The organism is Moraxella sp. CTOTU49803, assembly GCF_032097965.1.
GTDB classification, from domain to species: Bacteria; Pseudomonadota; Gammaproteobacteria; order Pseudomonadales; family Moraxellaceae; genus Faucicola; species Faucicola tetraodonis.
Map to the genome: position 1 here is coordinate 31,453 of NZ_DAMCJP010000001.1, position 25,035 is coordinate 56,487.

Sequence of the window (25,035 nt, forward strand, 5' to 3'; positions counted from 1 at the left end):
ATTATACGGGTGGTAATTGTGAACGGTAAGCTTCTGCAAAGTTATGACCGGTTAAGGCTTCAGTCGCTTTGACCGTGACATAGCTACCTGGGGCATCGCCATAAGTTGGGATTTCTTTACCTTGGCTATTTTGACCGACAATACGGGCCTTGATTTCGTTGCCCTCAAATGGTTTGATCCAGTCATGCCATCTTGTCCACCATGTGTCTTTAACATAGGTGGCGTCTTTGTACCATTGGTCAGCGTCTGCAGTGTAGTTGTCGTTGGTGTAATAACCATATTTACTACCTGGGGGGTTCATGATACCCGCAATATGACCGGATTCTCCCAACACAAATACTTTTTCACCGCCAAATACTTGCGTACCTGGATAACAGCTTTTCCATTTTGCGATATGGTCTTGCAAGGTTGCCACCATAAACACAGGGGTTTTAACTTTTGATAAGTCAATTTTCACGCCGTCAATTTCAACCCCACCCGGTTTACGCAGCAAGTTGTTGATATAGAACTCACGCAGTAGAAAATGGTGCAGCGCAGCGGTCACGTTGGTACAGTCTGAATTCCAGTATAACAAGTCAAAAGGTACAGGGCGCTCGCCTTTTAGGTAGTTTTGTACGTAGTAGTTCCAGTATAGGCTGTTCTCACGGAGTAGGCTAAATGACACGCCCATCATTCGCCCATCAAACACGCCTTTGTCAGCGTTTTGCTTGTCAATCGCCGCAACGATTTTGTCATCGATAAAGACGCCGATATCACCTGGATCTGAGAAGTCAATAATAGTCGCCCAAAGTGTCGCACTGGCAATGCGGCTTTCTTGCTTGGTCGCGGCAAGATAGCCTAACGTCAATGCGGTCAACATACCTCCAATACAATAACCTGTAATATTGATGGTTTTTTCACCCGTGATGGCTTCAATTTGATCCATCGCTGCAAGCACGCCGTCTTTCATGTAAGTGCTCATGCCAACATTTTTGTACTCAGGCGTCGGGTTCGCCCAAGAGATGACATAAACCGTATGGCCTTCGTTGACTGCCCAATGCACAAACGAGTTGTTCTCACGTAAGTCCATGATGTAGAATTTGTTGATCCAAGGCGGCACCATCAACAACGGACGTTGTTTTACTTTTTCGGTTGAAGGGTCATACTGGATGAGCTGCATCATGTGGTTTTCAAATACCACTTTACCTTTTGAGGTGGCGATGTTGTCACCCACCCGGAACGCGCTTTGGTCAGTCATACGGATATTGAGTGTATCAGCGCTGTTACCCATGTCCTCAGCCAACTGCTTCATCCCTTGAACGAGATTTTGCCCCCGACTTTCGATGGTCAAACGTAGTACCTCTGGGTTGGTCATTAAGAAGTTGGTTGGGGCTACTGCATTGATCCATTGGCGGGTAAAAAAAGCCAAGCGTTGACGGGTTTTTTCATCAATACCTTCAACGCCATCAATCGCATCCATCATCGCTTGGGTAGTTAGTAAATAATACTGTTTGAGGAAGTTAAAAATAGGATTGTCTTCCCATTCTTCATCATTAAACCGTTTATCGCCTTTTTCAGGACTTGCCACTGGGTCGATTTTTTTACCGGCAAATTGTTGTAGTGTGTTTTGCCACAAGTGCATTTGGTCTTTAAACAACTGCAATTGGTCTTCAACCATCGTGCCTGGGTGATTGGTTACCATTTGACCCATTTTACGCCAGCCATCCATTAAGTCCATCATGATGGAGGTATTGGTGTACTGCGGCGCTTGGTTGGCACGCATCGATTGCTGTGCAATTTGTTGGCTCAGTTTGGTCATATTGCCAAAAAATTCGCTATAGAATTCACCAACCGCAGGATTGTAAGGCGGAATACTAGAGGCCATGTGAGCAAATGGATTGGTTTTACTCAAAAAATCCAGCGGATTTTGAGGTATGCCAAAAGCATTATTACCAAATGCATTATTGCCAAAGGGAAAATTGGCGAATGGCGTGTAGCCAAAAGCATTGGTATTGTTATTCTCTGCGCCTTGGGTGTTGGAAGTATCGCTATTTGAAGCATTGTCGCTTGAGGAATGGGCGTTCGCTCCTTGATATTGGGTGTCTTTATTGTCTGCCATGATAAATCCCGTTATTATAATGTGCTTGATAAGAATTCGCTGTAAATATGCACGCTTACTTAAAAATATGGTGGATTAGGCATCTGTCTAATCCACCACTTTTATAGATTCATAAGCCGCCATTCATCTATCAGGTAAAACATAAATAGCTGTTTATAAATGATACAGTCTTAAGAATGACTACGATGCATCAAACTAATTATTTTGCTGCAGGGGTTGTTTTTGCTGCAGGTTTTGCCGCTTCGCTATTTTGTGTTTGTGCTGCATCATTAGTGGTGCGGGTTGCCGCAGCAGTCACGTTAGTCGCAGCTTTGTTCATGTTTTGGGTGGTTTGTTTAACCGCTTCTGACATTTGGTTTGCCGCTTTATGCATGTTTTCGTTCACTTTGCGGTTAAAGTCTTCTGCCGTTTTTGATGCGTTGCTAGCAGCGCTTTGCATCGCATCTTGCATACTGGATGCATTTTGGCTATAGATTTCATTCATCGCTGACATGACTTCATTACGGATTTCATTGCCAAGCTCAGTCAAACGCTGTGCATCTGACAACATTTTTTGACCCAATTGGTTGAGCAGCTCAGTTTGTTTTTGGTTGAAGCTTGAAGCCGCTTCTGGAGAGTCAACAGAAGAAACATTGCGAAGTTGCTCAAGACCCATTTCTGAGTAATGGCGCATTGTTTCTAAAGAAAAGTCAGTCATTTTTTCCGCATTTCGTAACATCGCTTGGTTGAAGCGAGACCATGGTGCGTACATTTGACGTGAACCATCTTTCATTTTATCCATAAAATCGTTGTTCATAATTGACCTCATTAGGCTACCAGAAAAAACAAGAAGGGTATTGAAGAATACCAAGTTGCGATACATTTTCTAATCAAAAATATGACTAAAATGAATGTGATAAGATTTAAGCATAGTCTATTTGCTTGATATTACAATATCATGAAAGATGGCTAAATTAAACCTTGCGAGGAGCTTAAAAGTAAAAAACAATCGCTATTTATGTTAATATTTGTAATAATATAATCAACTAGACAGTAACAGTAGGTAACCGATAAAAATCGGTTATATCTTATCCTTCATCCTAAAAATAGTTGACAGGTTTGTCACTTTTACTTATCAGTTTCTATCGTGATTGCCTGCTCAAATGATAAAGCTAATTCAAGTTGCTCATCGGTCAATATGACATAAATTTGTTTGTCATCGTCTGAGTTGATTCGTAAAATCGGAACATCAATACGGCCATCGATATTTTTATCCGCATCCAAACTAAAACCTAAAAAATCGAGTTGTTCGACAATCATCCGACGGATAATCGCTGACTGTTCACCTATACCTGCGGTAAAGATAAGCGCATCACAGCCTTTCATACTAACCATCAGGCTTGCGATTTCTTTGGCGGCATGCGTGGCAAAATACGCTAGTGCAAATTTGGCGCGTGGGTCATCGCTAGCCAGCAAATCACGCACGTCATTGCTAATTTCAGATAAACCGAGCAAGCCCGACTCTTTATATAGGCATTGGTTCATTTGCTCGAGCGTCCAACCTTGCTCGACCATATATAAAATCACCCCAGAATCCAAATGACCCGGACGGGTACCCATTGGTACGCCATCTAATCCACTAAAGCCAAAGGTACTGTCTTTTGACTCGCCATTGTCGACCGCGGTGATACTACAGCCACTACCCAAATGCGCGATGATTAAGCGTTTTTTGGCAATCTTTGGGAGATAGGTTTCAAGTTTGCGCATAATCGCCTGATACGATAAACCATGAAAGCCATAACAGCGCACGCCTTGATCACGCAGCGATTTTGGCAGCGCATAGCTAGACCAAATCTCTGGGCGATGGTAGTGAAAGGCGGTATCAAAGGCAGCGATGTGCACCAGTTTTTTATCAATGGCTTGCAGCGCGTTGACCACAGATAACGCAGGGGGCTGATGTAGCGGACAAATCGGTGATAACTCCACCAAATGTGCCATCACTGTCTCGTTAATCACCACAGGAAAATGATAGCGTTTGCCACCATGAACCACTCGGTGGATACAGACAATCTTACGCGCGGGAAAGGCCTGTTTGACACGAGTGAACAGGCTTACCGCGGTGTCTGTCAGGCTCTCTTGGGGCTCCCAGTCAGACAAAGATTGTGGCATGGCGTGCCAGACTTTGTTTTTGGTTTTTAGATTGATATTGACATCAAACAAGGGTGACCACGCAAGGGGGGATGAGTCGACTGCCTTAGCCGTGTCATACGCCGCCATTTTGATAGTCGCTGAACCCACGTTAAAGGTCACCACAATCGGGTGAGTCGAGTCAGTATGCCTCATTACAGAATCGTTCATGCTAGTCACCTCAATTAATCTCAAGTAACCTGAACTAACATCAAGCTTGTTTACGCTTTTGCGCAACGTAGGCGCCAAGGGCAATAGAATACAGGCGGTCGAGTTCGTCATCCGAACGGCTGGTCAACACAATCGGCACTTTTGAACCCATGACAATGCCAGCGGCTTTGGCTTCACCCAAATAAATTAACTGTTTACCTAGCATATTGCCCGCTTCTAAGTCAGGTACTAGTAAAATATCGACATCGCCGGTGACAGGTGAGTGGATATGTTTGATATCCGCAGACTGTTGGCTAATCGCATTGTCAAACGCTAGGGGTCCATCAAGCAAGGCGCCGGTGATTTGACCACGGTCTGCCATTTTGCATAACGCCGCGGCATCAATGGTCGATTGCATTTGCGGTTTGACTTCTTCAACCGCTGCCAAGATGGCTACTTTAGGCTGCTCAATGTCCAGCGCGTGCGCAAAATCAATCGCATTTTGCAAAATGTCTTTTTTGGTCAGCAAATCTGGCACCACGTTGAGTGCGCAATCGGTCAAGGTCAAAAGCTTGTGATACGTGGGACTTTCCATTAACCACACGTGGCTCATACGGCGCTCGGTGCGTAGGTTTTGGGTTTTATCGACCAAGACACCCATTAACTCATCGGTATGCACCGAACCTTTGATGATAAAGTCGGCTTGCTGTTCACGAACCATTTTTGCGGCGATTTCAACTGCGTCATGGCTATGCTCAGCATCCACTAACATAAAGCCTGAAATATCTAAATTGGCGTCAGTAGCGGCTTTTTCGATTTTGTGTTTTGGACCGACCAAAATCGGGGTGATGATGTGGTGCTGATGGGCTTGGATACAAGATTGCAAAATGATATCGGTAGTAGGGTGCACCACCACGGCAGGGACAGGGGAAACAAAGCGCCCTTGTGCTAAAAGCTGCGAAAGTTTGGTTAACATCGTGTTGCCCTTATGAGTTGACATAAATAACACTGCGCACTTAGGTTTTGATTAAGCGAGCGGTAAATATTGATCTAAACAGTAGTATGAACCCATGACATGACAGCAAGATGAATCGGTTGTTATGATGGTTTTGCCGCGCCGCTTAGCTTATAGTGAATCTGACATTATATAGTGAATCCTAAATTATAACAAGCACCATTTGCCCTGAGCTTGTCTAAGGGTAACGGTCGTTATGGTTCGACAGGCCTACCACGAACGATCCTGTTCGATATAATTCAGTTTTTACTATAATAACCGTTGTTCGCCCTGAGCCTATCTCTTCAGGTATCATTTTTTATAGGTTCAATAAGCTTACCACGAACGTCCTTGTTAACTATAATTTAGTTTTCACTATATTAGCTTCTAATTTAGCTTAACCAAACCTAGACTGCGTCAACTAATCTTGGTAATACCGGCACCGATAATTTTACTGATGCCCCCTATTTGCGGCACTACTTGGATTTGACTGCTGATTCTATCTTTGAGCGCCTGAATATGGGAAATCACGCCAATTAGCTTGCCCGATTGCTGTAGGTTGGTTAGGGTGTCGAGCGCTACATCGAGTGCTTCTTCATCGAGCGTACCAAAGCCTTCATCCAAAAACAGCGAATCTACTTGCATGCGGTGACTGGCCATATTTGACAGTCCCAATGCAAGCGACAAGCTGATAATAAAACTCTCACCGCCTGATAGATTTTTACTGGTGCGGATTTGCCCGCCTTGGTAATTGTCCATCACGTTGAGCATCAAGGGCTGCTCGCTATCAGCTATCAGCAAATAACGGTCGCTCATTTTTTTGAGCTGCTCATTGGCATGGGCAACCATGATATTAAAGGTCAAGCCTTGGGCAAAGTTACGGAATTTTTTGCCATCGCTTGAACCAATCAACTGATGCAAAACCTTCCATTCTTCGGTATGGTTGCGCTGTTGGTTGATGGCATCTAATAGTTGCTGTTGGTTTTGTTTAAGGGCTTCATTGGCTGCTAGCTGCTGTTCAACGGCGCCCAATTGTTTTTGCTGCTCGCTAAATTGCTGTTGCAATTGCCCAAGCGCATCGAGCAATTGTTCAAGTGACAGCGCAGTTTGGGGATGATCGAGTAACTGCTGCTGTATGCGTTTGGCTTCAGAGAGTAGGTTATGATTGCGCTGCTGGCTATCATGGAGTTGACTGGCAAGCTGTTGTAAGCGTTCTCGCTCGGTATCAACCAACACCGCAGCGCGATAATCGGCGTCATCTACAAAACCCAATGTCGCAAAACGCTGCTGAATATCGGCTTGTAGCGTTTGCTGGGCAATTTTTAGTTGGGTGGTGCTAGTGGTCAAAGATGCAATCTGTTGTTGCAAAATCTGCAGCTGACTTAGCTGCTCATGAAAGGCGGTTTGGCTGGCTTGATAATCCTGCAAAGCCTGATTTTTTGCTTGGATTAACGCGTGAGAGACGATGTCTACCGCTTGTTCGCCAAACAAGGCATATCGCTGCGCCTGTAGCTCGCTAATTTCTTGCGCCAATGCTTGCTGTCGTTGACGGACTTGGCGTTGATTTTGGGTTAGATGTTGCTGGTCTGCCACCAATCGGGTGAGCGCTTGCTCAATTCCTGTGATGGTGTCATTGATATGGCTAAGCTTAGTTTCTAATCCTTGATAGCGCTGTAAAAGTTGCGCAAGGGTATCGATATGCTGATTTAATTGGGCATTCGCATCCTGTGTGGTATCAAAGCTAAAAGTGCGTTCGCGCGTTGCAAACGGCATCAGCAACGTGTCAATGCGCTGCATTACTTGATGTTGCTTATCGGCGATAACCAATTGCTGGGCATCAATATCGCGGATTCTGTCTTGGCGATGTTGCTGCTGATTGTGTAGCAGGGTTTGTTGCTGCAAAACATCATGGTATTGCTCGGTTAATGTGGCTAATCGCTGCTGGGTTTGCTGCTGCTCGGATTGTACGGCTTCGATTTGCGTCAGTGACTCTTGCAGTGCTACCAAAGCCTGCTGATTGTTGGTTTTTTCAGTCTGGATTGTCGTCGCCAATGTTTGAACGGCTTGGTGGTCTATATCGTCATCGGTGCTGGGGGCTGCAACGGGCGGTAATGCTTCAATTGCCTGTTGTACAGGCTTAGCATGTATAAGGTGTTGGCTGGCAAGCTGTAATTGATTTAATAAACGTTGGTTGTGTGCCTCTAAGTGCTGTAAATGCTCATTGAGCTGTTGCTGGTTATTTGTGAGTGCATGCTCTTCAAGTAATAACTGCTGTAATTGGCGATTGATGTTATCAAGCCGTTGTTTGGCAATCGCTAATTGTTGCTCGGTATCATCGGGCGTGTAGGGCTGATGGGTGGCGAAAGGATGCGCGGTTGACCCACACAGCGGGCAAGGTTCGCCGTGGCGTAATTTATCGCGCTCCTCGGTTAAATTTTGAATTTTTGCCAATAAAATCAAGTTGCGGTTTAACAATTCGACAGTCTGCTCGGCGGCTTGTTGCTGCTGCTCGCTAGTTAGTCGTTGGCTAGCAATCTGAGCCAATTGAGTTTGACCATCGGCTAATTGCTGCGCAAATTGTTGATAGTGTTGTAGGTTGGTTTGCCAAGTCTGCACATCGCTTTGCATGGCGGCAAGCTGCTGGTCGGTTTGCCAATAAATTTCAACCTGCTGTCGCAATGCTGCTGCCGACTGCCCTTGTGTCAGATGATGTAAGTGACTGGTTTGGCTCTCTAAGTTTTGTCGATGCTCAGAAATTTGTGATTGCAACTGCGTGAGCTGTGATTGCAGAGCGCTGGCTTGCTGCTCATTGTGCTGAAAATCACCCTGTAGCTGCTGCTGTTCGTTGACTAAAGCCTGCGCTTGTTCACTGAGTGCTTGGCTAGATTCCTGTAGTTGGGTAAGGGAGGCCAATGTTTGAGGCAAGGTTGTTGCCTGGGGGATTTGCTGCTGCGCTTGGATGAACTGCTCACGCTGTGTTTGCTGGCTAACAAGCTGCTGCTGCTGACTATCAATGCTTTGGGCATTATGCGCCAATTGCTCACTAAGCTGTGACAACTGCTGCGCAATCTCTTGAGCGTACTGATTTTTTTGCCCAAGGGTAGTGTCAAGCTTGCGCACTTGGTTTAATAACATTTGGGCCTGTTGCCAGTCGTTTTCGGTTTGCTGGGCTTGTGCTTGACGCTCATCTTGGTTTTTTTGAGCAAGCTGGTAATTGCGTTCGGCGGTGGGTAGTTGGTGTTGGTAACCCGCAAGCTCACTGAGCTGTGCAGTCAATAAATCGCGCTGATAATCAAGTTTTTTAATATCACCCGACACTTCAAGGGCTTTTAGTGCGCGCTGTAGTCGGGTTTTTTGTGGGGCGAATTGGCTTTCTTGCTCGGCAAGGTCGCGTGCTTCATGCTCAAGTTGGTGAATTTGGTGCGTGTATGCGTCAAGGTTTTGTCGCCATAGCTTATCAGACTCGATTTTAGTCATGGCGGTTTTGGTTTCATTGACGATGTCCACCAGGGCGTTTTTTTGTGAGGTTAGGCTTTGTATTTCTTCATCAGATAACACCGTCATGCCTGATAAGCGATCCGTGAGGGTCTTAAGTTCAGCGTCTGATTGGGTTTTAAACTCGTGTACTTTTCTTGAGATATCGCCATAGATTTCGGTGCCGGTGATTTCTTCGAGCAGATTGGAGCGCTCATCGCTATTGGCTTGCAAAAAAGCAGCAAAACTGCCTTGCGCCAGTAGCATGGCACGGGTAAAACGGTCAAAATCCATGCCGGTGAATTCAGCGACCAGTTTTCTAGTTTTTCTGGTTTGGGTTTCAAGCGGTGGTAAATCTGCAGCGTCATCGGTAAAAGGGGCGATTTCGTGCATCGGCGATTGCAAGTTGCCTTCGGGGTTTTTTCTGGCGCGCTTTTGTAGCCAGGTACAGCGATAACTGCCACTTTTGGTGGCAAAAATTACTTCGCTTCGACATTCGCCGGTATGGCGTGACATGAGGTCATTTCTGCTTTGGGTAATCTCGCCCAAGCGTGGCGTCGCTCCGTATAAGGCAAGACAAATGGCATCTAAAATGGTGCTTTTGCCCGCCCCTGTCGAGCCTGTGATGGCAAAAATACCTTCATCAGCATACGCGGCATGGCGAAAGTCAATTTCCCATTCGCCTTGCAATGAATTAAGGTTTTGAAAGCGAAGCTTTAAGATTCTCATTGCTGACCCCCTTGCAAGCTTTCAAGCACTTCAGTATATCTTGACCATAACATGGGTTTTTGTTCTTCTAGCACTTGATGGGCAATTAGGCAGCGTTCAAATACTTGTGTTGGGTTTAACTCTTCAAGTGACTCATCCATGCGCTGGCTTTGCATCACCTGATCGCGTTTTTGCTGATTTTTGATGCGTAGTACTTCAAGCCTAGAGTCTTTAACCAGTTCTGCAATTTTTTCTGATAAATCACCCACGACTTCTTGCCCATCATACACCACTTCAAGCCAAACTGATTGTTGGGAATTTTTTAGGCTGTGTAAGCTAGTTTTGATGGTTTGCCAATCACCTTTGAGCGTTTGTATGGGTTGGAACACAGGAACAGGCAGTGATTGCAGGAGGGTAGTATCGCTAAGCTTGGCTATATTGTAAGGCTGTCCACTAAGTTGCCCACTTAGATAATAACTGGGTGTATCATATCCTGCTTTATGGCTCGCTTGAGCATCAACCTCTGCGTTAATATCAGCCTCTGCATTTATCGCGTCAAGCATGGATGGTTCAGGCAACGCTTCATCTGCAAATAAATCCATCGACGTATGGCTCACACTTTTGCGTTTTTTGACAGGGGTTGGCGCAGAGACAAGCGGTTTTTTTTGAATGGTTAAAGTCTGTAATGGCTGAGACAGTAAGTCAGGGTCGGCATCAAATCGCAGCAAATGCACTTGTTTTTGCTGGCGACTTTCACCAAAACCCATGGCAATGGGTGAGCCAGCGTAACGGATGTGTGGTTGTCCGCCAACCACTTGCGGAATATGTAAATGCCCAAGCGCCACATAATCAATCTGTGGGTGAAAAATCTCAGCACCGATACTACCAAGTGAGCCGACATACAAATCACGCACCCCATCGCCTTCCATCGTTTGCCCGCCGACGGTAAATAAATGCCCCGTTGCCACAATCGGAATGCTACGCTTATAGTTGGCTTGCAGCTGCGCTTGTTGCGCAATGGCAATATCGGCAATCTGTGCATAATGGGCTTTGATGCCTTGGGCAAGTTTGCGTTCTTTATCATCCAATCGTTCGCCATGCCCGACGGTTCGCACATCACGGTCACGTAAGTAGGGCACTGCCATGACAATGAGCTCAGGTTGCCCTGCTTTATCTGATAAGGTAATCACTTCATCAGTCGGCGTATCTGTCATACTACCGATGATATGGATGTTAAAGGCTTTGAGTAGCTGTTTGGGTGCCTCCAAAAAACTGGCTGAATCATGGTTGCCCGCTACGATAACCACATGGCGGCACTCGGTATGGCAAACTTGACTTAAAAAATCATAATATAAATTTTGCGCTTGGTTACTGGGCGCGGTGGTATCAAAAATATCCCCTGCAATCAATAGCACATCGACCTTTTGCTCACGCAGCGTCTGTAACTGCCAGTCTAAAAACTGCTTAAATTCATCGTAGCGTGGCTTACCATAAAGCCTACGCCCCAAATGCCAATCTGATGTATGTAATAAAGTGAGCATAAAAAATTATGCCTCTGTAGCGGGCTTCGCTGAAGTCATGGACTCAGAATCTGCGATGGCTGGCGCAGACGCCGATTCGCTATCGTGTAACCCTTGGGCAAACAAGCGACCTAATAGATTCACATCATCGACCCGCGCATAGTTGAGACGGGTGACAAACGCCAAGCGGCGATGCGGACCGGCTTCATTGAGCGGCACTAACGACACATTGTCAGTCTGCTGGCGCACTTGCCCAGCTGCCATTTGCGGCACTAGTGTGGTGCCCATACCGCTGATAGCCATTTGAATTAACGTATGCAGGCTTGCTTCACTAAAGGCGTGTTTGACGCGGCTTTTGTCGAGGTGACATACCGATAGCGCATGATCGGTCAAACAATGTCCTTCGCCTAGCAGCATCAAGTTACTATTGGCTAACTCATCGGCATTGATGCTGGGTAAGTTGGCATGTTTACTGTCTTTAGCAAATACCGCCAAAAACTTTTCTGACCAAAACTCAAATGATAGCATGCCGTCAGTATTATAAGGCAGCGCAATAATGGCGGTATCAATCGCGCCATAACGGACTTTTTCAAGCAGTCGCTCGGTTTGTTCTTCTACCACATTGAGCTGAAACTGTGGGAATTGTTGGCGCAGTAGCGGCAATACCTTGGGCAGCAAAAACGGCGCAATGGTTGGGATAATACCAATCGTCATCGGATAGGCGAGCGGGGTTTGGTGCGTCTGGGCGCGGGTCACCAAATCATTGACTTCGGCAAATATCCGCGTGGCTCGCTCAAGAATTTCCTCCCCAATCGGGGTGATTAGCACTTGTTTGTTGTTACGCTCAAAAATTTGGGTATCAAGCTGCTTTTCCAGCTCTGCAATCCCTAAGCTTAACGCAGATTGTGAGATATTACACTCTTCTGCTGCCCGTTTAAAATGCTTGTATTTGGCAACTGCCAATGCAAATTCTAATTGTCGTAATGTAATCATGGTTTGAATTTTAACCTTTAAAATAGCGTAAAATTTTCGCTAACGCGTTTTAGTTAAAAATAAATAAAAAGATGAAAGGGTAAAAAAACTGACGGCTACCCTAGCAAACAACACGCAAAAGATGCATGCTAAAAACTTCAATGAACCGAATCATTTCAAATTTAGTTTACCATTTTTGTGTGCTTTTACGAGTGGAATCTTTTTTAATCTATCATTAATTTGGTCTTGACAGTAAACTCATTATCGAGCCTTTCAAAATAATTACAAGATAGCCTAAAGATTGAAACTATAAGACATAACTAGCAAGGTTAATTTAAAAAATTAATCAATAAATTAAAAACTTTAAACTAGACTGAATCTTAAATTGTACTAAGATAGACCCATCGATAACAACGTTTGATGATTAAAAAACAGCAACCGACTATAGCCTAACAAGCTAGAAGCCTAAAAAGCTAGGTTGCCAATGACATCAAATTTGTGTTATCAATATAGCACTCACTGATTTGGCTTTGTCAATTGGTGATGTTGCTAAATTTTTAACCACAACAATAGCTTATATAAGGAAAAATCCATGGCTGCAATTATCAACCAAACCATTCCAGAATTCAAAACCCAAGCATTTGTGAATGGTGAATTCAAAGAAATCTCATCTGATGACGTTAAAGGCAAATGGGCAGTGTTTTTCTTCTACCCACATGACTTTACCTTTGTTTGCCCAACTGAACTTGAAGACATGGCAGACCATTACGAAGAAATCAAAGCATTAGGCGCGGAAGTTTATGCGGTATCGACAGACACCCATTTTGTACACAAAGCATGGGCAGATGCGTCACCTGCAATCGCTAAAGTAAAATACCCAATGCTTGGCGATGGTACTGGTAAAATCACTCGCGGCTTCAACGTGATGATTGAAGAAGACAACGCTGCGCTTCGTGGTACTTTCTTGGTAGACCCAGACGGTAAAATCAAAGTGGCAGAAATTCATGACTTAGGTATCGGTCGTTCTGCCAAAGACTTAATTCGTAAAATCCAAGCCGCTCAATACGTGCGTGACAACGACGGTGAAGTATGTCCAGCGGCATGGGAAAAAGGTAAAGAAACCTTAAAACCAAGCCTAGATTTAGTAGGTAAAATCTAATCTTGATGGTCTAATGTTTTATTGACTGACAATTAGATAAAGTTAAAAACCTCAAATTGAAAGATTTGGGGTTTTTTTTATTCAACTACTGTTGTTAACAATGATAAAATCAGCTTCTTTGAAGTTTGAGAAAATAACCATGGATAGCGCACAAACCACCCACCAAACTGGCAGTCAGACCACAAGTAGCCATTATGCCTTGCTTTGGGCAGGGGCAGCCGTGTCAATCGCTGAGATTTTGACGGGCACCTACCTTGCGCCGTTGGGGTGGGAGCGTGGCTTGTTAGCCATCGTCATTGGGCATATGATAGGTGGAATGCTATTTTTTTTAGTCGGCTATATTGGGGCAACCCAACGCAAAAGTGCCATGGAAACAGTGAAGGGTAGTTTTGGTTTTCAAGGTGGGATGCTTTTTGCTTTGCTAAATGTTGTGCAATTGGTCGGTTGGACAGCCATCATGATTTATGATGGGGCATTGGCGGTCAATGGGATTTGGGCTATCGGACAAGCGGCCTGGTGTGGCGTGATTGGTGCGCTGATTGTGCTGTGGCTATGGATGGGCAACCGCTTCTTTGGCAAAATCAATGCGTTGGCCGTAGCTGGGTTGTTTATGTTAACGCTTATTTTGTCGTTTAAATTATTTAAGTTAGGCGCTGGGGATGTGGCAGCGACAAAAGACGTGGCAGCAGCGATGAGCTTTGGGGCAGCGGTGGAGCTCGCGGTCATTATGCCATTATCATGGTTGCCACTGGTGAGTGATTATACTCGCCATGCGCAAAAACCTTTGCAAGCGACACTTGTGAGCACCGTGAGCTATGGGGTGATGAGTGCGTGGATGTATGCGATTGGACTGGGCATGGCGTTGTATACCCAAACGTCGGATTTTGCCCAAATGCTGTTACAGCTTGGATTGGGCGTGACTGGGTTATTGTTGATTGTACTTGCGACGGTGACAACCACGTTTTTGGATGCGTACTCGGCAGGCGTGTCGGGTGTCTCGCTGTGGCAAAAACTCCCAGAAAAAGGCTTGGCAATTGGCATTACCCTCATCTGTACCATCGCAGCTATGTTGTTTCCCATGGATGATATCACTGAATTTTTATACTTTTTAGGCTCAGTGTTTGCGCCAATGGCAGCCATTCAAATTGTGGACTTTTTTATTTTAAAAAATACCGGTATCAAACAGCGTTTTAATGTCAAAAATTTGATTGTCTGGGCGATTGGTTTTTGCTTGTATCGTTATTGGCTTGCCCATCCACTCGATATCGGCAATACCTTGCCGGTGATTATAGTGACGATGCTATTATGCTTCTTGGTTAATGTATTCACAAAAAAATAATGCCGTCAGCCACGCTTAAAACAGTTTTTTTATAGTCCAATTTTCTTAAAGTAGGGTTAATTGGTTGATTTAAGCCTTACACTCGCTATCAATAGCAAAAGCCCTGTCACAACGAACAGGGCTTAGTCAATAAAATCGAACTTAGCTTAGAACTTATTTATTTTTATTGTCTTCTAAGATTTTGTAGATTTCATCTTTTAATTGTAGTTTTTGTTTTTTTAATGCTTCAATTTCGTCATCACGGCTGCCTGCTGCAACAGGATCTTTTTCTAGGTTAATGATTTGAGCATCTAATTCGTTGTGTTTATCAAATAATTTTTCAAAGTGTTTATCAGAAGTTTTTAGTTTGCTAATAAGTTCGCGATGTTCTGGAAACATAGTCCTTTCCTTTTTTGGTTGTATGTGAAAAATAATGCAAAGGGGTCAACATATAAGACAAATTTGATTGAGTTGGTATATTGTATTTGTCTTATTAGCATTGTAACGAAAAATTGTAGGGTTGACTATACGCTAATCGGTAACAATTGGTGAGGGGGAAAAGCCACGTTATCAATGCACTTAAGTAATTTATGTATTAATATTTTGTTATATAAAATAATAAACGTTTTGTTTTTTAAAACATAGCTATCAACTTTCTTAGATTGTCAAAGCCCACAAAAATCACAATAATAAGGTTAACACAATGACTTACCCAATGACTAGAAGGAAGATACCATGTTAGATCAAGGTTTATTAGATGCAGTAAAAAGTTATAGCGAACGTATGACTCGCCCGATTGAGTTTGTGTTGGGTGAGGGTGAGCATGAACAGCGCGCTGAACTGGTGGATTTTTTGACCCAAATTGCAGGCACTACTGACAAGATTCGTTTGAGTCAACAATTCGATGCCAATCTATCACCGATGAGTTTTAAAATCCGTAGCCAAGACAAAGATACGGGTATCATTTTTAGTGGTATTCCAGGTGGTCACGAGTTTACCTCATTGATTTTGGCGATTTTACAATCTGGTGGTAGTGAACTCAAACTTGACCCCGGTATTCAAAATATCATTAAGGCGATTAAACAGCCGCTAAAATTTGAAACTTTCGTCTCATTATCTTGCCACAACTGTCCTGACGTGGTGCAAGCGCTGAACCAATTTGCGTTATTGAATGACAACATCAGCAATGAAATGATTGATGGTGGTGTGTTCCAAGACATGATTAACGAGCGCAATATCCAAGGCGTACCTGCGGTATATTTAAATGGCAAACCTTTTGCCAATGGTAAAATTGACACTGCCAAACTCATTGAGAAACTGCAACAGCAATATCCAGATTTGATGAGTGGTGCCGCAGCAGCCGAACAGCTTGAGCAGCAAGATGTGACCATCATCGGTGGCGGACCTGCGGGCGTGGCGGCAGCCATTTATGTGGCACGTAAAGGCTTAAAAGTGACCATGGTGGCTGATCGTATCGGTGGGCAAGTAAAAGATACCCAAGATATCGAAAACTTCATTTCAATCCCATTGACCAATGGTAATGAATTATCTGCCAATTTTGTCAAACATATTACCGCTTATAGTATCACGGTTAAAGAAATGGTAAGCGTGACATCCATCACCGAAAATTCTGCACAAATGAATGAGCAAGGCGAGGATAAGCTAACCTACCAAATCACGCTTAATACCGGTGAAAGTTTTGCCACTCGTGCGATTATCGTAGCGACGGGGGCAAAATGGCGTAAGCTTAATATCAAAGGTGAAGATGAAAATATCGGTAGTGGCGTTGCGTATTGTCCGCACTGTGATGGTCCTTTCTTTAAAGGCAAAGACGTGGCTGTTGTGGGCGGCGGTAACTCAGGGATTGAAGCGGCAATTGACCTAGCAGGCATTGTCAAACACGTGACGGTGTTAGAATTTGCTGACACGCTCAAAGCAGACCAAGTATTGATTAATAAAGCCAAAGAGCGCGATAATATCGATATCATGACAAGTGTAGCGAGCCAAGAGGTTAAAGCAACTGATGGTAAAGTCAGTTCGCTAATTTACCAAGACCGTACCACCGGTGAAAACAAAGAATTGCCATTATCTGCTATCTTTGTGCAAATCGGACTGGTGCCAAACTCGGAAGTGGTCAAAGATTTGGTACAGGTGACCAAATTTGGTGAAATTGAAATCAATGAGAAATGCCAAACCAACAAACCCGGAATTTTTGCCTGTGGTGATGTCACTACCGTGCCATTTAAGCAAATTAATATTGCGATGGGCGAAGGTAGTAAAGCGGCGCTCAGTGCGTTTGAATACCTCATGTTGCAATAATTTTTTAATTATTTTTCAAAAAAAGCCAAACGTCATAGTTTGGCTTTTTTTTTGGCGGCTAATTTTTTTTGGCGAGTAACTTTTTTTGGCGGGCAATATGGTGTTGCCTTGTCAGTCTATATTGGTGAGGTAGGCATACCAGCCAAAATCCGCTACAATAACTTGCAAACTATCATAGCGATTTAAAGGAATAAATCATGACAACAGCAAATACTTCATCCATCAAGCAGGTGACGGTAGCCGGCGGCGGCGTACTGGGTTCTCAAATCGCCATGCAAAATGCCTTTTTTGGCTTTAACGTCACAATCTTTGATAAAGAACCCGAAAAGGTCAAAGAGCGCATCGTAAAACTCATGCCCATCTATGCCAAATTCTATGACAAAAGCCCAGCACAAGCCCAAGTAATCACCGATGCGATTCGCTATGTGACTGACTTAGGCGAAGCGGTGGCACAGGCTGATTTGGTCATCGAAGCCTTACCAGAAGTCCTCGATATCAAAAATGAATTTTATAAGGCGCTGGCAAAGGTAGCCCCAAGTCACACGATTTTTGCCAGTAACAGCTCAACGTTGATTCCTAGCCAAATGGTCGAAGCCACAGGTCGCCCTGATAAATTCTTGGCGTTACACTTTGCCAACCATATCTGGGTGAACAACACCGCAGAAGTCATGGGCTCAGCGCATACCGACCCGGCGGTATTTGACAGCATTGTTGCTTATGCCAAAGCCATTGGCATGGTGGCGTTACCCCTCAATAAAGAACAACCTGGCTATATCTTAAATACCCTATTGGTGCCTTTCTTAAATGCCGGTATGCACTTGTATGCCAATGACATTGCCGATCCCCACACCGTCGATAAAACCTGGATGATTGGCACAGGTGCACCGATGGGACCGTTTGCCATCATGGATATCATAGGGGTTAATACCATTGTTAATGTCAGCCAGCAAAAAGCCAAAACAGGCTCAAAAACTGCCGAGCGATTTATCCAAAAACTGCAAACCGAACTGATTGATAAAGGTCGCACAGGGTTTGAAGTGGGGAAAGGTTTTTATGATTATCCAAACCCGGCTTATAAAGACCCTGATTTTTTAAAATAAGCCTCAAAAAAGTTTAAAAGTCAGAATCTAAAAGTCAGTAGATGACAAAAGCCCATTGACCCAACATGGGCTTTGTTTTTTTATTGCGGCAGCACCCACGGCTAGCACTTGCCAAAGCCAACAATTTACCCCAAAATGATAAAAAATTGTTGCCAAAAACCCCCGATGAAGCCGACCACCGCCCAACAAGTCAACACCTTATTATATTATTTGCAGACCAAGCAGACACCGCCGTTTGAGATCCTGTTTTGGGAAAACTTGCAAAAGATTGACTTTGATTATTCAGCCAACAGCCTACAACAGCTCAGTCGGTTTTTTGCAGCAATGGCAAAACGCCACATTCAATTGCCACAATTATTGGCAAACCAAAGCGGGGAAGCGTTTGTGGTAGCGCTCGCCGCCTATATTGCAGACTATTTAGCCAAAACCACCGGGCAACCGATTGCTTGGTATGACTATGACAGGATGTCAGCACAACTGGCACGGCAAAATAAGTACCCCATCCAGTCACAGTTACCTGCCGATTTTTACGCGTCACTCACCGCGCACATCGGGCACAAAGTCTATTGCCAACCGCTTAAGCTATTACCAGATTTGCTGCAGGGTAAGGATGTGTTGCCACAGTTTATTGCCCAGATGACGCAGACCGTGTATCAGCAATCGCAAGTCAACTTATTACAATCGCCTGAGGCGGTGTGTCGGGGCTATTTGGCAAAAGTGAAAACAGGCAAACTACAAGACGACGCTATCGCATTTTCTACCTATCTGGCAGCGGTGAATTTTGATCATAGCCGTGATAGTTTGGTGCAAATTGATGAGGCGTTATCGGCTATTCAGCAGGCGTTTGGGTTTACGCAAGCGGATTATCTGGACTTTTTGCAAGATGCCTCACATCAAGCATTTTGCTATTTGCTGGGGTTTTATATTGGCGTGACCAGCAGTCGCTTGGCCAATGCGCCCGTGCGCTGGGTATCTTTTGCGCAGATGTATGACAGCTTGGGCGAGGCGTTTGCTGAATGCCTTGAGCATAGTTTTGTGCTGCTGTTTGAGGACTGCTATCGCACGCCAATGCTGGTAGTGACCAATCGGTTATTTGGACTTGCTAGCAGTTTTCCGACTACCGCTGCTGAGTTTGCCGATATTTTACAACGGCAAAATGCAGGTCACCTAGCGGTTTATCCTTATCAAGACGCTGTGAGCGCTACCGCTGACTTGCCAGCGCATTGGACGTCAGCCATGCAGGCGGCGGGTGCGTTGGTGGCATCTGTGCTATCAAGGTTATCACAAGGTCAGCCGATTTTACCTTCTGTCTATCAAGCCCATAGCAGCGACAATAAAGCCGATGAATTAACCGCATTTAATCCATCCAATATTAAGTTGTTATCTCCTAGCGATACGGATTTAGACACGGTTACAGCTACAGCTACAGATACAGACACGCTGATTGATAGCCTCTACCAAACGCTGCATCAAAATCCACAATTAGCCCCCATAATCGTTGGCTGTTTTGATAGCTATACCAATTTGCCGATGGGGCGTACCGAAGGGGTGGTCATTGAAATATGGGTGTATGAAAGCCCTCGCTTACAGTTGCAGCTTGTGTTGCCGTATCAGCCCGCGAATGATTGGCACAGTCTAAAAATTTATCCGTTAGTCAGTCATCAAAACGGCGCACAAACAGCGCTTACCTCGGAACAAATAACCGCGTTAACCACGCACTTTTACCAAGCACTGCTAAGTGCACCTTCAACACAAAATACCGCGGTCAAGACGCTGTGGCAAGATGCCTATGTCAATCAACTTGATAGCTGGGTATTGCCACCCAAAGATCAGCGTATCCAGCAACAAAACACGCAGCTAGTGACCCATTTTGATTTTGCGCTATTGCCGATACTCGATAATCAACCCACTGTGAATATGGCAGCTTTTGACTATACCAGCATTGATTGGCGCGGGTTTGATTTGGCCAAACATATTTTGCAAGCCAGCCACCATGAGCAAGGCTATTTGCAGGTATACGTCAGTGATAACTTGATTAAAGATGAACTGTATCGGCAAGTAGAAGCGACTGAGGATTTATATCGTTATGGCAAAGTGGTGTGGGGCGTGGTGATAAAATCTGATGCGGCGTTAACCAAGCCTATATCAGAAGAGGAACGAGACACGCCTTTTGCCAACCATCGGGTGAGTTGTGCCGACATTTTGTTTGATGCAAGCGGGCAAGCAAGGGTAGAAGATTTGCAAGCCAAGGCCAGTCAATTAATGGATACGGTTGGCACAGTCAATCAGCCGTCAAATGCTGCGCCCGACGTGGCGTTTTATCAATTACATTGCCAAGACGACACATCTAGGGTGTTTAACTTGGCTTATCCAGCCAGTATCGCAGCGACAAACTATCGGATAACTACCAGTTGGATTTGGCGGCGTCATTTGCCCAATGGCATGTTATCAAACAGCATAGTGCCCATTATCATTCATACTACTGCTTACCAAAATAAAGCCGAGCAGGGCGAAATTATGGTATTGCCTAGCCAATTATGGGATAAAGCCTATTATCATTACTGGCTAAGCTTGGCTTATGAGCAATTTGGGCAAGATTATGATTTACTTCCCTATATCCACTGGCAGCAAAAATACGCACAGGATAGCACCGATGCCGCAACCCAAAAGCGGCTATGGCCAAAATTTAAACCCAATCGAGCATCCAATCGAGCACCTAGCCGACAACAAAGTTCAGCTATCGTGTTGTCAGACAAGCTAGAAAACCCCATGTCAGCTACTGCTAAGCAACAGGGCAGTATGCAACAAGCGACTATTCAACAAGCCACTATTCAACAAACGACTGGGCAAAAACTTGCTGATGTGAAGCCAACTTTACAGCCATCGATAGAGTCAACATCACAGGTAGCCCAGACACCAAAAGCGCCGCCACCAGCCTCACTATCCAATGAATTGACGCAGCAACTCATGAATGACAAGCTGCGCTTACAAACCCAATTATCCACCAAAGATACAGCCAAAGATAAAAAACTCCTAGTGATTGCTATCGGTGGGGTGCTTGTTTTGATTATCATGATGATACTGGTCAAATTGATGCGATAAATTTCCCCAATTTTTATTTGAAAAAAGTCAGCATACGCATCAAAAGGTCATAAAAATTTGTTATGCTAACGGTCTGTAAGTTGGATTATGACAACAAAAAGAAAGATAGGGATACAATATGAAAATTATTGCTGATGGCAATATTGCTCATTTAAGCGATTTTTTTAATGAACACACTTTAGGGCGACCCATCGAATTGATTGCGATGGCAGGGCGTGAGATTGACGCGGCTGTGATAGATGAGCATCAGCCTGATATTTTGTTAGTACGTTCCGTCACGCCTGTCAACAAGCTGTTATTAGACAACAATAAAAGCGTCAAATTTGTCGGTAGTGCCACCATCGGCATCGACCATGTCGACGTAGAGTACCTCGCCAAGCGCGGTATCATTTTTGCCAATGCCTCTGGCTGTAGTAAGCATTCGGTTGCTCAATATGTGGTGGCAGCGATTGCCAATTTGCGCCCTGATTATTTATTCAAACCCATTAACCTTGGCATTATTGGGGTGGGCAATATCGGTAATACCCTCGCGCAATATGCGATTTCCTATGGCTGGAATGTGCTGGGCTATGACCCACTCAAACCACCGTCGGTGGTGAACAACGCCAAACTTGAAACTGTACTGCAAGAAAGCAATGTGATTAGCTTTCACGTGCCACTGACGCATGCGCACAACAGCTCATATCCCACCCATCACGACTATCTGATGACCCAAGCGCGCTGGCAAACGGTATCCGATACTGCCATCATCATCAATACCTCACGCGGTGAAGTGCTCGGTCGTGATGATATTGTCGCAAGCCCGAATGTGTGTGTACTCGATGTGTTTGAACACGAGCCCAATATCGATGCAGAGCTGCTCAAAGCCTGTAGTATCGTCACCCCGCATATCGCCGGTTATACCCTAGAAGGCAAACTTAGGGGCACACAGTTTGTCTACAATGCCTTATGCAAATATTTACAGGTTGCCCCAACGGTTGATTTTCATAGCTTGATGCCAGCTGAAGTGCCGCTGTTTCAAGAAGTGCATAACCCACTCAAAGACCACGAGCGCCATCAACTGCTCAATAAAATTCCTGTGATGTATGATATCAAAGCCGATGACAAGCGTTTACGTAGTGTGGCAAATGCAAACGGTGATATTGAAGGCAAAGACTTTGATAACCTGCGTAAGAATTACCCGCTTCGCCGTGAATGGCAATCATACGTGTTTAAAATTTGATCAAAATACTCAACGTGAGATAAAGCAAAAATAGCCAGTATGGGAAAATACTAGCTATTTTTTTTGGGTCTGCTAATATTGTCGCAAATCCAACTATTCAAACTGCTATGTCAACCACTTATCAACCTACTTGCACCCTACAAACCGCCCAAGCCCGTGCTGCGATGTATGCCACCATTCGCCAGTTTTTTGCCGAGCGACAGGTGCTAGAAGTGCAAACCCCAGTGATGTCACAGGCGGGCAACACTGATATATTTTTGCAATCCGTCTCTAGCAATGTCACTGTGAGTGACCATCCAACAACCTATTATCTGCACACCTCACCCGAATTTGCCATGAAGCGTCTATTGGCAGCTTGGCAAGTACCGATGTACCAGATTTGCCCCGTGTTTCGTGACAACGAAATTGGCAGCCGCCACAACATTGAATTTACCATGCTTGAATGGTACCGTCCCAATTTTAGCTTGGATGAACTGGCAAAAGAGACCAATGACTTGGTATCCGCGGTACTCGGCTATCCGGTGATTTTTGACCATTATCGCTATGTGGATGCCTTTATGGATTTTGTTAAAATTCATCCCTTCAACGCCAGTTGCGATACCCTCAAAGCCATCGCCAAAGATAATGGTCTTAACATTGATTTGGGGGAGGATCACCAAGGCTGGTTAGATTTATTGTTTAGTCATTTGGTGGAGCCTAATTTGGGAAAAGCGCTACCGACACTCATCTACGATTATCCTGTCGCCACTGCCGCGCTTGCCAAGACGGTCACAGACAAAGATGGCAATCGGGTAGCTAGACGCTTTGAGCTGTATATCAATGGTCTTGAAATCGCCAACGCGTATGATGAGCTGGCTGATGGACAAGCGCTGCGTCTGCGCTTTGATGAAGACAATGTGGCGCGTAAAAAACGCGGGCTACCTGTGATGCCAATTGACGAGAACCTGCTGGCAGCTTGTGATGCCCTGCCAGCTTGTAGTGGCATTGCGCTTGGCATTGACAGGCTGCTGATGATTAAAACGGGCAAAACCCATATCCGCGATGTCATCGCTTTACCCACCCCTCACGCCTAACAGCAGTGAACTCAAAAAAATAGGAATTAATATGAAAATTTGGCATTTATTTTTGGGGCTGATGGCAGGCTTGGGCATCCCGATTCAAGCAGCGATTAACACCCGATTGGGCGCAATGTTTGGTGGTCAACCGTTAATGGCAGCATTTGTATCGTTTACAGTTGGCGCGCTATTATTGTTCTTGGTGTCTTTGCTATTTGTCGATTGGCAAGCGGTACAATCGGGTCTATCAGACATGCAAATCAGTGATTGGTGGAAATGGCTTGGCGGTGCGCTGGGCGCGTTTTTTGTTTTTGCGTCGATTTTTTTAGCGCCAAAAATCGGTGTTGCCAATACGGTGTTTTTGTTTATCTTAGGTCAGCTGGTCATGGGCATGGTGGTGGATAGCTTGGGTTTATTTGGTATGCCTGTTAAAACCCTGCATTGGAGTAAATTTTTAGGGATTGTATTGATGCTGGTGGGCGTATCGTTTTTTATGTTTGGACAAAAATGGTTTGCTAAGTCGTTATAATGCTACGGCTGGGTTAATTTGCAAATCCAATCGCTAATTGATGGATGTAGTCATTGAATTTGTGTTCATTTTGCGAACCAATCATAAAGGCATTGGGAATAGACTCATCCATACCCAATAACATCACCACGCCAAAATCCTCAGCTTGAAAATAGCGCTCATGCGGCTGTTGCAGTTCGGTGATTTCACTGGCTAAACTTTGTAGTTTTTGTTCCAAATCCTGTGGGATTGTGATGCCATCAAAATCATAAATTTGTGCATGGTGTTTCAATCCCCCATTGACGCCATTAATAATCGCTTGCGCCAGCAAAAACTCAGCCAGTGGCAATTCATCAAACCAATGAATCTCGCTTTGTTCAATCGCATCAAAGTTGCGGCTCATTTGCACCATGGGATTGAGTTGTTTTAGGTCATCGACATGAATACCCCAAACGCCGTCATTATCGCAGGTTTTGCCAATGACAAGATGGTCGCCCAAGCGTTCTAACGGCAATAAGCCAAGGTGATTAAAGCCACTATTGAGACTAGCAATATTGCCTAAAGCCAATAAATAATGATATAAACCTGCAGGTAATTGAACGCGCAAGGCCTGCTCATTTTGCTCAATCATCGCCTGACTGACACCCAGCGGTTCGGGGTGATTTTCCAGTTGATACAATAACTTAATAGCACTAATAGGGTTTAGCATAATCAACTAGCGAATCCAAGCATTTAAAATATTGGCGAAGGCTTGTTTGTCTTTATCGCTATAGGGCGCTTGTCCACCTTGCTGTGAAGGTTCTAACACGCCCGTACTTCGCATGGTATCCATAAAATCGCGCATATTAAGCTTTTGCTTGATGTTGTCTTTGTCATACACAAAACCGCGAGAGGTGACTACCTTGGCGCCTTTTTCAATACAGTCATTGGCGAGGGGGATATCGCTGGTGATGACCACATCACCCGCCACACAGTGCGCTGCGATATAGTCATCGGCTTTATCAAAACCGCCTTCGACCACTGTCATCTGCAAAACTGGCAAACGCGGCAAAGCAATGGCACGATTGGCGACAAAAATTGTCGTCGTCTGCGTGCGCTCCGCGGTTTTGATGATGATTTGCTTGGCAATATTGGGAATTGCGTCAGCGTCTATCCACAGGGTAATTTTTG

The 25,035-nt window shown here is 44.7% G+C and carries 18 protein-coding genes; 8 read left to right on the forward strand and 10 right to left on the reverse strand.

The features are described 5' to 3' along the window. Nucleotide 1 precedes the first annotated feature (1 nt). The 7 genes from phaC to RT422_RS00165 form a co-directional block, all read right to left on the reverse strand. Nucleotides 2-2,098 (reverse strand): class I poly(R)-hydroxyalkanoic acid synthase, encoded by a 2,097-nt coding sequence (gene phaC / locus RT422_RS00135; protein WP_313420761.1) that lies wholly within the window; start codon nt 2,096-2,098, stop codon nt 2-4. A gap of 199 nt (nt 2,099-2,297) precedes the next feature. Continuing rightward, entirely contained in the window at nt 2,298-2,894 is a 597-nt protein-coding gene (locus RT422_RS00140) for a phasin family protein (RefSeq protein WP_007116432.1), read from the reverse strand. Nucleotides 2,895-3,205: 311 nt separating this feature from the next. Beyond that, nucleotides 3,206-4,435, reverse strand: coding sequence for a hypothetical protein (locus RT422_RS00145; RefSeq protein ID WP_313420763.1), 1,230 nt, complete (start codon nt 4,433-4,435; stop codon nt 3,206-3,208). Nucleotides 4,436-4,475: 40 nt separating this feature from the next. Then, nucleotides 4,476-5,390, reverse strand: coding sequence for a bifunctional enoyl-CoA hydratase/phosphate acetyltransferase (locus tag RT422_RS00150; protein WP_095356346.1), 915 nt, complete (start codon nt 5,388-5,390; stop codon nt 4,476-4,478). A 435-nt stretch (nt 5,391-5,825) separates the two neighbouring features. Continuing rightward, nucleotides 5,826-9,611 (reverse strand): SbcC/MukB-like Walker B domain-containing protein, encoded by a 3,786-nt coding sequence (locus RT422_RS00155; RefSeq protein ID WP_313420764.1) that lies wholly within the window; start codon nt 9,609-9,611, stop codon nt 5,826-5,828. After that, the gene (locus RT422_RS00160; RefSeq protein WP_313420766.1) at nt 9,608-11,131 is read right to left on the reverse strand and encodes an exonuclease SbcCD subunit D C-terminal domain-containing protein; all 1,524 of its coding nucleotides are present in this window, start codon (nt 11,129-11,131) and stop codon (nt 9,608-9,610) included. The genes RT422_RS00155 and RT422_RS00160 overlap by 4 nt, the downstream gene beginning before the upstream one ends. Before the next feature lie 6 nt (nt 11,132-11,137). Then, the gene (locus RT422_RS00165) at nt 11,138-12,103 is read right to left on the reverse strand and encodes a LysR substrate-binding domain-containing protein (protein ID WP_313420767.1); all 966 of its coding nucleotides are present in this window, start codon (nt 12,101-12,103) and stop codon (nt 11,138-11,140) included. A gap of 571 nt (nt 12,104-12,674) precedes the next feature. Between RT422_RS00165 and ahpC the strand changes: the two genes are divergently transcribed. Then, the gene (gene ahpC, locus RT422_RS00170) at nt 12,675-13,241 is read left to right on the forward strand and encodes an alkyl hydroperoxide reductase subunit C (protein ID WP_050323971.1); all 567 of its coding nucleotides are present in this window, start codon (nt 12,675-12,677) and stop codon (nt 13,239-13,241) included. 139 nt (nt 13,242-13,380) lie between these two features. Continuing rightward, nucleotides 13,381-14,580, forward strand: a complete 1,200-nt coding sequence (gene cytX, locus RT422_RS00175) for a putative hydroxymethylpyrimidine transporter CytX (protein WP_313420769.1) — start codon at nt 13,381-13,383, stop codon at nt 14,578-14,580. Nucleotides 14,581-14,733: 153 nt separating this feature from the next. Here the strand turns inward: cytX and RT422_RS00180 are convergent, their stop codons facing one another. Beyond that, nucleotides 14,734-14,958, reverse strand: coding sequence for a YdcH family protein (locus RT422_RS00180; RefSeq protein ID WP_007116424.1), 225 nt, complete (start codon nt 14,956-14,958; stop codon nt 14,734-14,736). A 336-nt stretch (nt 14,959-15,294) separates the two neighbouring features. Between RT422_RS00180 and ahpF the strand changes: the two genes are divergently transcribed. The 6 genes from ahpF to RT422_RS00210 all read left to right on the forward strand — a co-directional run bounded on the left by ahpF (nt 15,295) and on the right by RT422_RS00210 (nt 23,886). Next, nucleotides 15,295-16,878 carry an alkyl hydroperoxide reductase subunit F gene (ahpF, locus tag RT422_RS00185; RefSeq protein WP_313420770.1) on the forward strand — a complete coding sequence of 528 codons (1,584 nt, stop codon included), beginning with the start codon at nt 15,295-15,297 and terminating at the stop codon, nt 16,876-16,878. Nucleotides 16,879-17,075: 197 nt separating this feature from the next. Then, on the forward strand, nt 17,076-17,978 hold the full coding sequence (locus tag RT422_RS00190; RefSeq protein ID WP_313420772.1) for a 3-hydroxyacyl-CoA dehydrogenase: 903 nt from the start codon (nt 17,076-17,078) through the stop codon (nt 17,976-17,978). A 165-nt stretch (nt 17,979-18,143) separates the two neighbouring features. Continuing rightward, the gene (locus RT422_RS00195) at nt 18,144-21,080 is read left to right on the forward strand and encodes a hypothetical protein (RefSeq protein ID WP_313420774.1); all 2,937 of its coding nucleotides are present in this window, start codon (nt 18,144-18,146) and stop codon (nt 21,078-21,080) included. A 118-nt stretch (nt 21,081-21,198) separates the two neighbouring features. After that, entirely contained in the window at nt 21,199-22,302 is a 1,104-nt protein-coding gene (locus tag RT422_RS00200) for a 4-phosphoerythronate dehydrogenase (protein ID WP_313420776.1), read from the forward strand. 107 nt (nt 22,303-22,409) lie between these two features. After that, nucleotides 22,410-23,375 (forward strand): EF-P lysine aminoacylase EpmA, encoded by a 966-nt coding sequence (epmA, locus tag RT422_RS00205; protein ID WP_007116418.1) that lies wholly within the window; start codon nt 22,410-22,412, stop codon nt 23,373-23,375. Between the two features lie 31 nt (nt 23,376-23,406). Continuing rightward, nucleotides 23,407-23,886: a DMT family transporter gene (locus RT422_RS00210; RefSeq protein WP_313420779.1), complete on the forward strand. Its 480-nt coding sequence runs from the start codon at nt 23,407-23,409 to the stop codon at nt 23,884-23,886. A 13-nt stretch (nt 23,887-23,899) separates the two neighbouring features. On the opposite strand, the gene RT422_RS00215 is transcribed toward RT422_RS00210, so the two are convergent. Together RT422_RS00215 and RT422_RS00220 are read right to left on the reverse strand one after the other, a co-directional pair. Then, nucleotides 23,900-24,574, reverse strand: coding sequence for a hypothetical protein (locus RT422_RS00215; protein WP_313420780.1), 675 nt, complete (start codon nt 24,572-24,574; stop codon nt 23,900-23,902). Between the two features lie 6 nt (nt 24,575-24,580). Next, nucleotides 24,581-25,030 carry a YaiI/YqxD family protein gene (locus RT422_RS00220; RefSeq protein WP_095356416.1) on the reverse strand — a complete coding sequence of 150 codons (450 nt, stop codon included), beginning with the start codon at nt 25,028-25,030 and terminating at the stop codon, nt 24,581-24,583. Between the last annotated feature and the right edge of the window lie 5 nt (nt 25,031-25,035).